The following is a 14,113-nucleotide window of genomic DNA, read 5'->3' as shown; positions in this document are numbered from 1 at the left end:
GAACGAAAATTCGATCGTCAGTACACCAATATATTGTTGCTAGAGTTTCGCCATGGCAATCACAGGACCGGCGATCACACTGCGGAACGCCCGCCTCCAGGTTCTCCTGACGGGCCTCATCGCAACAGCGGCGAAGATTGCCGTCGCGGCCTCCACGCACGGGACCGGCGACGTGCGGACTTTCGAGGAATTCGCACACACCATCGCCGCAGTGGGTCCGGTCTCCGTCTACGGCGCGGCCCATGCCGGGCCCATGGTGTACAACCACGGGCCGCTCACCGGCATCCTGCTCGACATGATGGCGCACCTGAAGGCCGTCGGCGCTCCCATGCCCCTGCTGGTCCGGCTCCCCGCCTGCGGCGCCGATCTGATGACCTGTCTGCTGGTTCTCGACCTGACCCGGGACCGGATGGGGATCCGCCGCGCCCGCTGGTGCGCCATCGTGGTGGCGCTCAGCCCGGTCCTGGTGGCGGTCTCCGGGTTCCACGGTAATACCGACCCGGTATTCGTGGGACTCACCCTGCTCTCGGCCTGGTTGCTGGCCCGGCGCCGGTCGCCGCTGTGGGGCGGCGTCGCGCTGGGACTCGCGCTCAGCGTCAAACTCGTTCCGGTCGTCGCAGCGCCCGCCCTGCTGCTGGCGGCGTTCCGGTTGTGCGGACGCGGGGGATACCGCTTCGGCGTCGGTCTGGCCGCAGCGCTCACCGCCCTGTGGGCCGGCCCGCTGCTGCGCTATCCGGCGCAGGTGCGGGCCGATGTCCTCGACTACGCAGGAGTGCTCTACCGCCCTTGGGGCGTACCGAAGTTCGTGGCCCTGCTGGAACTTCCGCCGCACTGGCTCGCGCTGCTGGTGGGACCGGGCCGCTTCGCCGTGGTGCTCCTCGCCGCGGTCGCGGGCCTCTGGGTCGCCTGGCGCGAGCCGCAGGAAGCCGGTGCCGCCGCCGGTCTGTCGCTGGCCGTGATGCTGCTGCTCAGCACCGCCAGCGCGGCGCAGTACCTCGCCTGGGCCGCCGCCGGTACCGCCATCGCCGACCTGTACGGCGGGCTGGCCTACAACCTGGTTGCGGGGCTGTTCCTGACCGAGCTGTACTCCCGTTGGAGCGGCGGCGGCCTTTGGGACTACGCCCGCGCCACCCACTGGACGCTGCTCGAACTCCGATGGTCGGCGACTGCGTGGGGAACCCTGGCCGTCGCGGTGCTGCTGGGCTTCCGGTCAGTGCTGAAGCAGCCGGTGACCGCTCCGGCACCGGCGTTCGACGACGCCATCGCGAACGCCTCGCAGCCGGTGGGCAGCCGGTAGCCCAGGCGGGTCGGCCGTCGTGGGTTCGCTCGGGCGCCGTCGCCCGGCCGCGTCCGGCTCAGCCGAGCGCCAGCATCCGGTCGACCGCGCGGCGGGCGCCCTCGGCGTCCAGTACGCCGCAGTGGGCCTCGCGGAAGGACGCGTAGCGCTCGGCGTGGTCGGCCGCCACCGCGTCCAGCCCCAGCAGGGCCTGCACCAGCTCGTCCTGGGTCCGCAGCAGCGGGCCCGGGGCGTGCCGGGGCAGGTCGATCTCCAGGCCCCGGACCGAGTCCCGGTACTGGTCCAGGTCCGGGGTGAAGAGCAGCACCGGCTTCCCGGTGCGGCAGAAGTCGACCGCCAGCGAGGAGTAGTCGGTGACCAGGACGTCGGCGACCAGCAGCAGTTCGACGGCGTCCGGGTGGGCGGTGACGTCGGTGACGGCTCCGCCGATCGGGAACGAGGCGACCGTGTCGGGGTGGCGCCGCACCAGCAGCCGGTACCCGTCGCCGAGGGAGCCGGCCAGCGCCGCCAGGTCCAGGCCGGGGGCGAAGTCGTAGCGCAGCGGGCCGCCGGCCACCGCCCGGTGGTCCCGGAAGGTCGGCGCGAACAGCACGGTCCGGCGGCCCTCGGGCAGGTCGAGCCGGCGCCGCAGCACCTCGGCGAGCTTCTCCCGGTCCTCGGCGTGCAGCAGGTCGGTGCGCGGGGAGCAGTCGCCGAGGATCTCGCCCCGGTAGTCCCAGGCCCGGCGCAGCGCCGCCGTGCCGGACCGGTTCGGCGACAACAGCAGGCTCCACTGCCGGGACTGCTCGGGCAGCTCCGCCAGCCGGCTGTGGTCGGCGTAGACGGAGCCGCGCAGCGCCAGTCCGGTGCGCTTGACCGGCACCCCGGTGCCGCACTGGACCACGGTCTGGCCCTCCCGCCGCCGGAACCAGGGCGGCAGCTGGGTGTTGGTGACCAGATAGCGGCTGGTGGCCAGCGCCTCGTGCCACTCCGCGCCGCCCAGCGCGACGGCGCGGGCCGACAGCGGCAGCGGCACCTGCTCGTCGTCCACCGTCCACAGGTGCTGCAGCTCCCGGTCGCGGCCGAGCAGTTCCTCGTGCACGGCGCGCGGCGCGTCCCCGTACTGGCGTCCGTCGAAGCTGCTGTACAGCACGGTGTCGCGGAGCGGCAGCCGGCGGGCCGCCGGGTAGGCCTCCCGGGCCAGCTGCCGGGTCCGGTAGGGGCTCTGCTGCTCGAAGCCGGGGGCGGCGCCGGAGCTGAGCACGAACATGTCGCGGTAGCACGCCGTCACCGCGAACCGGCGCCCCTCGCCCGGGCGGTCCAGGGGAAGCCGGGCCAGGGTGGAGGTGGCGAGCCGCAGCGACAGCTCGCCGTCCCTGCTGTCGGCGCCGACCGGGCGCAGGAAGCCGTACCAGTGCCCCTCACGCAGCGGGTGTCCGCCGCGCGGCCCCGGGTGGGCGGCCGGATCGAGGGAGGCGGTGAAGCCGCCGTCGGCCTGGGTGACCGGGACGCGCGCCTCCTCGTGCAGCCCGCTGTGGCGCAGCACCAGTTCCACCGGGCCGGCGTCCCCGGGCAGCGTTCCCGCGATCTCCAGCCGTCCCCCGGGCGTCCAGGCGAGCTGCTCGGCCGCCGGGCGCCGGGTCCGCTCCAGCATCAACTGTCCCTCGGTGCCCGCGAACAGCTGCAGCTCCTCGCCCAGGCGCGGATGAGGTCCGCCCGGCCCCGGCGGCAGCGGGTAGCTGCCGGAGGCGAGTTCGGGCGCGGCGCTGACCACCAGCTGCGCCCCGCCCTCGGTGACCAGCCGGGTCCACCAGCCGTCGACCGAGCTGGGCGCCAGCTCACGGGGGCCGTCCTGGACCGCGGGAGCGACCGATCCGACGGTGTCCAGCGGCACGGCCGCCAGGAAGGGACGCCAGCCGCCCTCCGCCGCGACGCAGCGGACCGGCACCTCCACCCGTGCCGAGGAGCCCTTCTGATTGACCGTCAGCTGTACCGGGCGGTGCCGTTCGCGGACCCGGCCGGTGATCTCCAGGCATCCGTCGACCAGGCGGTGGCCGTCGATCCTGGCCTGCACCTCCTCCACCTTGAGGATCACCACCCCCTTGTCGAAGCCGATCCGCAGCAGCCGGTCCGGGTCCAGCGGCCGTACCCGGGTGAAGTCGACGTTGCTCCCGGCGGCGCGCAGCCCCGCGTTGCGCAGCAGTCCGGCCCGCCCGAGCACGATCCGCAGGCTCCAGCTGCCGACCTGCCAACGGCCGTCGCGCTTGAACCGCTCCGGGTCGACGGTGAGCAGGAAGCCGGAGCCGCCGTGGTCGTGCAGTTCCTGCCAGGAGCCGCGCCCGGCGGCGACCGACGGACGGCTCCGCAGCGGGAGCAGCGAGCGGCGCCGGTCGGGTCCGGTGAGCACGGCGGTACGGAACGAGGTGAGCGCGGAGCCGTCCGGGAGGTTCTCGACATAGGCGCAGCCGTGCAGTTCCAGCAACCCCTCGGGCGACCAGCCCACCTCCTCCAACTTGGCCGTCAGCGGGAGTTCACCGCCGCGCAGGGTGGTGACCCGGGCCGGGAGCGGGATCGGCTTGCCGGAGCCGGAGCGGTACACCGCGCGGCGCCGGACCCCGCCGGCGACCTCGAAGCCCTGGTGGCTGCGCTGCTCCAGCAGCATCAGGTCGAGCAGTTCCGCGGTCCGGCGGCCGCGGATCAGCTCCCACTTGGCCCGCAGGTCGACCGGGAGGTCGGCGAAGGCCTCCGGCTCCAGCCGTTCGGCGAAGTCGGCGGCCCCGGCCACGACGGCCTCCCGGTACTCCTCGCCGGCCTTCGGAAAGGCGTCCATCAGGAAGCGGAAGTCATAGGACAGGGTCTGCTTCTCGAAGGCCCGCTGATGGGCTGGAGAGCGCTCGGCCAGGAAGCGGCTGGTGCGGTTGACCGCCTCGATCCGGTCGCGGGCGCCCTGCGCCTCGGCGGCCCGCTGGGTGATGGAGCCGCTTCTGATCCGCCAGTAGTAGACGTGCCGGTGCACCACGTCCACGGCCTCTGCCAGGAAGTGCGCGGGGACGGTCAGCGCGATGTCCTCGTAGAGCACACCCTCCGGGAAGGCCAGCCGGTGCCGCTCCCAGAACTCCCTGCGGAACAGCTTGTTGCAGGCGATCCGGTCGGTGAGCAGCCACGGGTCCCGGCTGACATGGGTGCCCAGCACCGTCCTGGCCAGATGCGCGTGCTGGTGGTTCTGCACCCGGCGGTCGGCCTGCAGCCGGTACACGTTGCCGGTCGCGAGGTCCGAGCCGCTCTCCTCCAGCGCCTCGTACAGGTACTGGTACGCGCCCCGGGGCAGGACGTCGTCGCTGTCGACGAAGCCCAGGTACCTGCTTTCCGGGTGGACCGAGCGGACCCCCAGGTTGCGGGCGCTGCCGAGACCCCCGTTCTGCTGGCGCACCAGCCGGAACCGCGGGTCCGCGGCCGCGTACCGCTCGGCGATCGCCGTGCTTCCGTCCGTGGAGCCGTCGTCCACCATCACCGCTTCGAGGTCGGCCATGGTCTGTGCCGCGATCGAGTCCAGGCAGTCCGCGAGGTAGTCCTGCACATTGAAGACGGGGACGATGACACTGAGTTGGGGTGACATGGCAACAACCTGACTCCGGGCGGGACGCGGACGGGGAGTCCCCGATGGGACCTCCAACCAGGGCGGCCGGAAGAAGGTCACTCGCCCTCGCCCGTTCAGGTGAACCAGGGCGCATCCGCTGGACGGCACAGCGGATTTGACAGACTGTTACCGGATCAATACGTTCCGCTGTCGATGCAGGCCGTGACGCCACCCCAGGGCCGGCCGCGCCCCCGCCAGGCACTCGACACGACGGATTCCCATGCCCCGCTTCAGCATCATCGTCCCGGTCCACAACGCGCAGCGGCACTTGAGGGAGTGCCTGGAGTCGGTCCTCTCCCAGGGTCGGGGCGACGTCCAACTCATCGTGGTGGACGCCGGATCGACCGACCACACCGCGGCGATCGCGGGCGAGTTCACCCGGCTGGACCCGCGGGTCCTGCTGCTGTCCTCGCTCCGGAGCGGCGACCAGGACGCCGCGCTGCGCCTCGGCGCGGACCGGGCCTCCGGCGAGTACCTGCTGCTGCTGTCCGCCGACGACGCGCTCACCCCGCGGGCGCTGGAAGTGCTGGACCGCGCGCTCGCCGCCGCCGGCGACCCCCAGGTGCTGGTGTTCGCGCACCGGACCGACGACTGGCAGCGCCGTCCGCAGCCGGCCAGGGGCGCGGTGCTGCCGGCCCAGTCCGACGGCGGCAGCACCGCTGGGGCCGCGGCCCGGCCGACGCTGCTGCGGCTGCCCGCGCTGCGGTCCAACCGGGTGCTGCGCCGCGACTTCTGCGCCCCGCACGGCCCCGGGCCGCTGCCCGGCGCCGACTCCGAACTGGTCTTCGCCTACCGCTCGCTGCTGGACGCCGGGACCGTGGCCACCAGCTCCGAGCTGTGCCTGGTGCGCCGGATCCAGCGCGACCCCCGGGTGCCGTCCGCCGTCCGCGCGTGCGACCCGGCGCTGCTGGACGGCTTCGAGGAGCTGCTCACCCGGGTCCAGGACCAGCCGGACCTGGCCCGGTCGGTGCTGGAGCGGCTGGTCCGCACCGTCCTGGACGAGCTGTCCCGCCCCGGCGACGCGTCCCGCTCGGAGACCGCCGCCTTCTTCCGGGCCGCGGCCGAGAGCTGTACGCGCCGACGGGGTCTGACCGCGGGCGGGCTGCCGGGGCTCGGCGGCCTGCGCGCCCGGGGTGTGCTGACCGGCTCGCGCTCGCTGTTCCTGGCCGGGCAGGCGCTGGACCAGGCCCGCAAGCGCCTGCTGCAGGGCCGCGAGCGGCTGCACCGGCGGATCGAGGGACATCTGGTCGGGGCCGCCCGGCGGATCGGCGGAATGCTGCCGATCCGCCGCGACCTGGCGCTCTACTGCTCGTACTGGGGGGACTCGACCGGGAGCAACCCCGGGGCGGTCCAGGCCAAGGCACGCGAACTGGCCCCCGGCGTCCGCGGCGTGTGGGTGCTGACGCCGAAGGGAGCCGAGTCGGCGCCCGCGGGCACCGACCACGTGCTGCTGCGCTCCCCCAGGTTCTGGTGGTACGCCACCCGGGCCGGCTACCTGGTGACCAACTCGGGCCTCGGCATGGCCCTCCCCAAGCGCCCCGGGCAGCGGTTCCTGATGACCCATCACGGCACCCCGCTGAAGAAGATGGGCCTGGACCAGCTGGACCACCCGGCCTGCTCCGCCAAGGTCAACTGGAACCGGCTGATGGGCATGGTCGCCCAGTGGGACCTGAGCCTGTCCTCCAACCGGCACTCCAGCGAGGTGTGGGACCGGGTCTTCCCCGGCGCCTTCGAGAACCTGGAGGCCGGCTACCCGCGCAACGACGTACTGGCCACCGCCACCGGTGCCGACGTGCTGCGGATCAGGGAGGGGCTGGGCATCGCCCCCGGCACCACGGCGATCCTCTACGCGCCCACGCACCGGGACCACCAGCGGGAGTTCCGGCTGCAGTTGGACCTCGCCCGGCTCTGCCGCGCCCTGGGCGACGACTGCACCCTGCTGGTCCGGGCCCACTACTTCTACGGCGAGGACGCCGGGCTGCGCGACCTGCAGCGGCGCGGACTGGTCCGGGACGTGTCGCAGCACCCCAGCGTGGAGGAGCTGATGCTGGCCTCCGACGCCCTGGTGACCGACTACTCCTCGATCCTCTTCGACTACGCCAACCTGGACCGGCCGATCATCGTGCACGCCCCCGACTGGGAGGTGTACCGGGAGACCCGCGGGGTCTACTTCGACCTGCTGTCCGGCCGTCCCGGCGAGACCCCCGGGCTGGTGGCCGCGGACGAGGACACCCTGGCGCACGCGTTCCGCTCCGGAGCCTGGGAAAGCGAGCACTCGGCGAAGCTGCGCGCCGCCTTCCGGGAGCGCTTCTGCGCCCTCGACGACGGACGGGCGGCCGAGCGGGTGGTCCGCAGGCTGTTCCTGGACCAGCGCGAGCTCCCGGCCCCGCTCCCGCTCGCGCAACGGCCGCACGCCCCCTCACCCCGCCAGGCACAGCTCCAGGTCTCCGCCCCGGTGCGCTGACGGCACTGACAGCACCGGCAGCACCGGCCTGCACCACGCATTCATGTCCTCGAAAGCATGAGGACGTTGTGTGTTCATTGAAAATTAGGTTAGAGCCCCCCGTCGCGGAGGCTGCGACGTGTCGGCGCCCCCCAGCGCGCGTCACACCTGTCGTACTCCCGGAGGGTCACCGCTTCACCATGTCGTCCCGTCCCGGCCTGCGCGTTCCCGGCCGCCTCCGCCGCTCCGCCGACCTCCCGCTGCAGGCCCAGGTGCTCGGCGCGGAATGGCAGGAGGGGACCCTTCGGCTGCACGGCTTCGCCTACATACGCAATCTTCCGATCGGCCGGGGCCGGGTCCGGACCGCCTGGCTGCGTTCGGATCGCGGCGCGGTGCTCCCGCTGCGGCTGAGCGGACGGTCCGAGCCCGAGGCGACCCTCCGTGCCGGGCAGCGGACCCGCGACTACGACCGGGCCGGCTTCGACCTCAGCATCGACGCCGCGCGGCTGTTCGGCTTCCGGGCCCGGACCACCTGGCGGCTGCACGCCGTGGTCGCGGCCCCCGGGGTGCTGCGGCGCGGCGCGGTCGGCGCCGCCAAGGACGCGGCCGCCCCCACCGCGCTACGGTTGGCGGACGGCACCCGGATCGTGGCCGCGATCGAGGGCGACGCGCTGGTGCTGCAGGCCGAGCGGCTCCGGGCGGTGGTCGAAGCCGGCGAGCACACCGCCGATTCGCTGCTGCTGCGCGGACGCCTGCTCGGCGCCGCACCGAAGGGCCCGCTGACCCTCCGGATCACTGCTCCGGGCGGCTCGGGCGGCTCCGGCGGCTCCGGCGGCTCCGGCGAGTCCGGCTCCGGCCGCACCGACTGCCCGGTCCGGCTGCAGGGGACCTCCTTCAGCGCCGAGATACCCCTGGCCTCCTTCGCCCGGGCGGAGGAGGCCCAGTACACGGTCCGGCTGGTCGACTCGGCCGGCGACTTCCCGATCGACGCCCCCGCCACCGCGCTCCCCGGCTGCCGCCCGCTGCCCACCTCGACCGGTCACAGCGGCGACAGCGATGGCACCGGGCTGGAGCTGTGCCTGGCCGAGAGCGCCTACGGCAACCTGCTGATTCGCACTCAGGCCGTCCGGCCGGTGGTCGACTCGGCCGAGTGGGGCGAGGACGGCGGGCTCGCCCTCGCCGGGGCCTTCGCGGTCGGTGCCGGCCACCGCTACGAGCTGATCGCCCGGCACAGCCGCAGCCAGGAGGAGATCACCCTCCCGGTGGACCGCGACGGCTCCCGGTTCCGGGTCCGGCTGCGCCCCGACGCCGTCACCGGGGCCGGGGCCTCGTTCCCGCTGGGCGAGGGCAACTGGTACCTCTTCCTGCGGCAGCGGGACGGCGCCGGGGACGCGCCGCCGCACCCGGTCCGGCTCGCCGCACCCATGCTCGCGCAGGTCCCCACGGCCTGTCAGCTCGGCGGCCGGGACTACAGCCTGGAGCGGCGCTTCCACGACCGGCTGCTGCTGGTCTCCGGCAGTGTGCTGGCCACGGCCGAGCGCGGCGCCTACCGGCAGGCCCGGCTGCAGTCCCAGTACCGCGCCGACCGCGGCGCCCCGCTGCTGCCGGCCGTGCTCTACAGCAGCTTCGACGGCAGCCAGTACTCGGACTCCCCGCGCGCCGTGCACCGGGAACTACTGCGCCGGGACGCGCAGTTGGAGCACATCTGGGTGGTCAGGGACCAGCAGGCCGCCGTCCCCGAGGGCGTCCGCACGCTGGAGTACGGCAGCGCCGCCTGGCACCGGGCGATGGCCCGGTCCCGGGTGCTGGTCACCAACAACTCGCTGCCGGAGTGGTTCAGGCGCCGCGAGGACCAGTTCGTGGTGCAGACCTGGCACGGCACGCCGCTGAAGCGGATAGGCATCGACCTGTCCGGCACCTGGTCAGCGACGTCCTGGTGACCGACTACTCCTCGCTGATGGTGGACTTCGCCGCGACCGGCCGGCCGATGCTGTTCCACACCCACGACCTGGAGCACTACCGGGACACCCTGCGCGGCTTCTGCTTCGACTTCGCCGCCAGTGCTCCCGGGCCGCTCATCCCCGGCTCCGCCGAGCTGATCGAGGCGCTGCGCGCGCCCGAGCGCGCCGTCGCCGGGCACCAGGAGGCCTACCGGGCCTTCCGCGACACCTTCTGCGACCTGGACGACGGCAAGGCCTCCATCGCGGTGGCCGACCGCATCCTGGACGCGGCCGGTCTCGGCTGATCCCGACGGAGGCTCCCGGACCGGCCCTCAGAGCCCTTCGGGCCTGGGCGCCGGGGTGCGGTCCGCCAACGGCAGCACCGGCAGCGGGACCTGCTCTCCCAGGAACACGGTGCGGACCACCCGCTCGGCGGCGCGGCCGTCGTCGAACTCGCAGAAGCGCTCCCTGAAGGCGGCCCGCAGCCCGTCGCCGGCGGCGGACCGCCACTCGCCGGAGCGCAGCAGCTCGGTCAGTTCGGCCTGGCCGGCGGCGGTGGGACCCGGCGACTGCCCCGGACGGCCGGAGAAGAGGTCCAGGTTGGTGCCCCGGGTCTCCCGGTAGACCTGCCAGTCGTCGGCGAACAGCACGATCGGCCGGTCCAGGTTGGCGTAGTCCGCCATCAGCGAGGAGTAGTCGGTGATCAGCGCGTCGGCGGCGAGCGCGAGCCGCTCCACCGAGGGGTGCGTGCTGACGTCGACGACGCCGGCACCGGTGGCCCGGCGCGGCGCGACGTATCCGGCCCCGGCGTTCAGCTCCGGCGAGCGGTACAGCAGCACATGGTCCGGGCCCAGGTCGCGCACCAGCGCGGCCGGGTCCAGCGAGGGCCGGTAGCTGCTGCGGTACTCGCGGGTGGTCGGCGCGTACAGCAGCGCCGTCTGCCCCGGCTTGATGCCCAGTTCCTCGCGGGCGGCCAGCACCTCGGCCGCGCCCGCCGAGTAGTAGACGTCGTTGCGCGGGTAGCCGTACTCCAGCGACCGGAAGTCGGAGGGGTAGACCCGTTCCCAGACCAGGGTGGAGAAGTGGTTGGCGCTCAGGCTGTAGTCCCAGGAGTCCACCCGGCGCAGCATCGCGTTGAAGCTCAGCGCCGACCCGGCCGCCGGGTAGTCGCGCAGCGCCGTACCCATCTGCTTGACCGGGGTGCCGCGGTGGGTCTGCAGGTAGACCATGCCCTCGCGCTTGGGCACGCTGACCGGGAAGTCGACATTGCTGACCGACCAGGTGGCCCGGGAGGCGGCCTCGCGGTAGGCGCGGGATCCGGGCGAGACCGCGGCCAGGCCCTTGGGCAGGTCCTTGCGGCGGCCTGCCTCCACCACCCAGACCGGTCGGATCTCCGGGGCCAGCTCGCTGAGCTTGGCCTGGATCGCCGCCGGGTTGCAGGAGGGCAGCCGGTACCAGTAGGAGGAGAACAGGGCGAGCTGCGGGTCCAGCGGCAGTCTGCGCTGGACGCTCTGATAGGTGCTGAGCAGCTGCCGGGCCACCGCCTTCTTGGCCCTGGGGGTGGCCTCGTTGACGCCGCGCCGGGCGCCGCGGGCGATCCGGCCCAGCGTCCCGGACTTCCAGTCACCGGTGACCGCCAGTTCGGGGGCGCCCTCCGGCCGGTGCCGGCGCTCGGCGTCGGCGGCCAGGGCCAGGAACTCCTTGCGGGACTCGGCCGGCACCCGGTCCGGGTGGGCGGCGATCGTGCGCAGGTGCTCCACCATCCGGCGGTGCAGCAGCGGCAGCCACCGGTGCAGCTCCGGGCGCTCCTGGACGAAGGCGAACACCAGGTCGTACTGGCTGAAGACGTCGAAGTGCTTGCGGCTGACGGTGGCCAGGATGTTGCCGCCCTGCCTCCGCTGCCGGTAGTGCACCACCACCCGGTCCAGCAGGGCGATGCCGGGGGCGGACAGCAGCACCGGGTAGGTCCAGGGGGTGTCCTCGTAGTACCCGGCCGGGAACCTGAAGCCGGCCGCCTCGACGAAGTCCCTGCGGTAGGCCTTGTTCCAGACGACCATCAGCAGTTCCAGGACGTTCTCGCGCTCGGCGGCGGTGAACACGTCGGGCCGGCCCCCGCCGGGGCGGAACTCGCCCTCGTCGCCGGCGCGGCTGCGGACGGTGCGGTCGTCCCAGTACAGCCGGGCGTAGTCGTAGACCAGGACCTCGGGGTCGCCGGTGGCTGCGAGCCTGGCGGCCACCGCAGCGAGTGAGCCTTCGGTGAGAATGTCGTCGCTGTCCAGGAAGAGCAGATAGTCGCCGGTGGCCACGTCGAGCCCGGCGTTCCTGGCCCGGCCCAGGCCCACGTTGTCCGGCAGGTGCAGCACCCGGACCCGCTGGTCACGGGCGGCGTACCGGTCCAGGATCGCCCCGGTGCCGTCGGGCGAGGCGTCGTCCACGGCGATCAGCTCGAAGTCCGCGAAGGACTGGTCGAGCACGGAGTCGAGGCACTCGCCCAGGTAGGACTGAACCTGGTAGGCGGGGACGATGATGCTGAACCGGGGCACGGCTGCTCCAATCTCTTCGGGAGCGACCCCCGAAACCCCCACGAAAGACCCAGGTGGCGGGCGTGGAGCAGGCGGCATCCACGCGGTCGACCCGAGGGAACACCTTAGCGTCCGGCCGCGGGGCCCCCGTCCAGCACATGTCCGGGGCCTTTACTGCTGCCGCCGTCCAGCCGAACGGAGGGTGCCGACCCCTCTGGGCGCCGGATAGTCTGGGTCGTACAAGTGGACCAGTGCGCGCTGTCGAGCACGTCCGCCGTGTCCGTCAGTCCAGAAAGGTCCGCCCCACCTCATGGCACCCCGTCTCTCCGTGGTCGTCCCGATCTACAACGTCGAGCTGTACCTCGAGGAGTGCCTGGCATCCCTCGCCGCGCAGACTTTCGAACGCCTTCGAGGTCGTCATGGTCGACGACGGTTCCACGGACTCCAGCGCCGTGATCGCCGAGGCGTTCGCACAGCGGGACCCCCGGTTCCGGCTGGTCCAGCAGGAGAACAAGGGCCTCGGCCCGGCCCGCAACACCGGCACCGCCGAGATGCACCAGGACGGCGAGTTCCTGGCCTTCGTGGACAGCGACGACATCGTCCCGCCCACGGCGTACCAGCTGATGATCGAGACCCTGGAGCAGTCCGGGTCGGACTTCGTGGCCGGCAATGTGCACCGCTTCCGCGCCGTCGGCAGCAACCCGTCCTGGGTGCACCAGGCGCCGTTCGCGAAGACCAGGATCGGCACCCACATCAGCAGCTTCCCGGCGCTGGTCACCGACCGCACCGCCTGGAACAAGGTCTACCGGCGCAGCTTCTGGGACGAGCACGCGATGCAGTACCCCGGCATCCTGTACGAGGACGCCCCGGTGAGCATCCCGCTGCACTACCTGGCCAAGCAGGTGGACGCCCTGTCGGAGCCGATCTACCTGTGGCGGATGCGCGAGGTCGGCTCCAAGTCGATCACCCAGAACCGTGACAACCCCAAGGGCCTGATCGACCGGATGGCCTCGATCAGCATGGTCAGGGACTTCCTGAAGTCCCAGCCCGGCAAGGAATACGGCAAGTACCTGCGCTCCTACGACCACAATGTGCTGGTCGAGGAGATGCAGATCTTCTACCGGGTGCTGCCGTTCGCCGACGAGGAGTACCGCACACTCTTCCTGGACCATGTCGGGCCGATCCTGGACGACATCGACCCCTCGGTGCTGAACCGCCTGCCCGAGGGGCTGCGGATCAAGTTCTGGCTGACCGTCAAGCGCCGGATGGCCGACATCCTGGCGATCCTGGAGTTCGAGAAGGAGTACCCGCGGGCCATCCCGACCCGGGGCACGCTGCGGCCCAAGGCGGCCTACCCCGCCCTCAAGGACAGCCCACCGCTGGACGAGGCGGTGTCCAGCCTGGTCGCCGCCGTCGGCCTGCACGCCAGCGTGGACACGGTCACCTGGGAGGACGGCGAGCTCAAGCTGGAGGGCCACGCCTTCCAGAAGAACCTCGGCGCCGAGCACCGCTTCGACTCGGTCCGCGCGCTGATGCTCCGCCAGGGCGGCAAGAGCAAGCGCACCCTGCTGCTGCCCACCCGCACCGTGCGCCGCCCGGACGTGACCGCCCGGGAGCGCAACCTGCCGTTCCACCACGCCGACTGGTCCGGCTGGTCGGTGACGGTCAACCCGGACCGCCTGAAGAAGCGCGGCGAGTGGAAGGACGGCAACTGGGGGGTGACGCTGGCGCAGTTCGGCGCCGGCCGCCCGCGGCGGACCCGGATCAAGGAGGGCAGGACCGGCTCCGGCCAGGTCCCCACCCCGGTCTGGCTGAACCAGGACGTGCGGCTCATCCCGCAGATCTCCGACCAGCACCTCGGCCTGCGGATCGAGACGGTCAGGGCCCGGGTCTCCGCGGCCCGGCCGGTCGACGGCCTGATCGAGCTGGCCGGCTCGATCCGGGCGCGCGAGGGCCTGGACGGGGTCAGGTTCCAGGTGCGGCACACCGAGGACGGCAGCAACCGCAAGCTGTCCTTCCCGGTCGAGCTGGGCGCCGAGGCCGACGGACAGGTGCCCTTCAGCACCCGGATCGACCCCGCCGACCTGGAGCGGGTGCGCCAGGAGGAGGCCGAGATCCGCGCAAGCGCCAGGACGCGGCAGGTCGACCACTGGAGCGCCGAACTGCTCCTCGCCGACGACACCACCCTCTCCCTGGTGGTCGACCAGGGGGCTGACAGCCCGTCATCGGTCCAGTTCCCCATGGTCGGGGCGGGCGCCCCGGTGCGGTCCGAGGACCGGGCCCTGCTGGTCCGCT

At 72.8% G+C, this 14,113-nt stretch carries 5 protein-coding genes and 1 pseudogene; 4 read left to right on the top strand and 2 right to left on the bottom strand.

What is annotated here, in order from left to right:
• Window positions 1-52 precede the first annotated feature (52 nt).
• Window positions 53-1,297, top strand: coding sequence for a glycosyltransferase 87 family protein (locus TR46_RS13875; protein ID WP_052432780.1), 1,245 nt, complete (start codon window positions 53-55; stop codon window positions 1,295-1,297).
• Window positions 1,298-1,355: 58 nt separating this feature from the next.
• Here TR46_RS13875 and TR46_RS13870 read toward each other — a convergent pair whose 3' ends face one another.
• The gene (locus tag TR46_RS13870; protein WP_042399574.1) at window positions 1,356-4,892 is read right to left on the bottom strand and encodes a bifunctional glycosyltransferase/CDP-glycerol:glycerophosphate glycerophosphotransferase; all 3,537 of its coding nucleotides are present in this window, start codon (window positions 4,890-4,892) and stop codon (window positions 1,356-1,358) included.
• A gap of 241 nt (window positions 4,893-5,133) precedes the next feature.
• Here TR46_RS13870 and TR46_RS13865 point away from each other — a divergent pair, with 241 nt between their 5' ends.
• A complete protein-coding gene (locus TR46_RS13865; protein WP_042399571.1) occupies window positions 5,134-7,377 on the top strand; it encodes a bifunctional glycosyltransferase/CDP-glycerol:glycerophosphate glycerophosphotransferase in 2,244 nt (747 codons plus the stop codon).
• Between the two features lie 1,220 nt (window positions 7,378-8,597).
• A pseudogene (locus tag TR46_RS45545) lies at window positions 8,598-9,601 on the top strand (CDP-glycerol glycerophosphotransferase family protein); the annotation flags it as partial.
• A gap of 27 nt (window positions 9,602-9,628) precedes the next feature.
• On the opposite strand, the gene TR46_RS13855 reads toward TR46_RS45545, so the two are convergent.
• The gene (locus TR46_RS13855; RefSeq protein WP_042399569.1) at window positions 9,629-11,839 is read right to left on the bottom strand and encodes a bifunctional glycosyltransferase/CDP-glycerol:glycerophosphate glycerophosphotransferase; all 2,211 of its coding nucleotides are present in this window, start codon (window positions 11,837-11,839) and stop codon (window positions 9,629-9,631) included.
• Between the two features lie 398 nt (window positions 11,840-12,237).
• Here TR46_RS13855 and TR46_RS13850 point away from each other — a divergent pair.
• On the top strand, window positions 12,238-14,113 hold a 1,876-nt coding region (locus TR46_RS13850; protein WP_161790126.1), incomplete at its 3' end, for a glycosyltransferase family 2 protein.

Source organism: Streptacidiphilus carbonis (assembly GCF_000787775.1).
Taxonomy (GTDB): domain Bacteria; phylum Actinomycetota; class Actinomycetes; order Streptomycetales; family Streptomycetaceae; genus Streptacidiphilus; species Streptacidiphilus carbonis.
Note: the sequence above shows the minus strand (reverse complement) of the source record. Positions and strands in the feature narration are given on the sequence as shown.

Excerpts from the sequence above, each read along its gene's own strand:
- TR46_RS13875 (WP_052432780.1), top strand. The coding sequence starts at position 53 with ATGGCAATCACAGGACCGGCGATCACACTGCGGAACGCCCGCCTCCAG.
- TR46_RS13870 (WP_042399574.1), bottom strand. The coding sequence starts at position 4,892 with ATGTCACCCCAACTCAGTGTCATCGTCCCCGTCTTCAATGTGCAGGAC.
- TR46_RS13865 (WP_042399571.1), top strand. The coding sequence starts at position 5,134 with ATGCCCCGCTTCAGCATCATCGTCCCGGTCCACAACGCGCAGCGGCAC.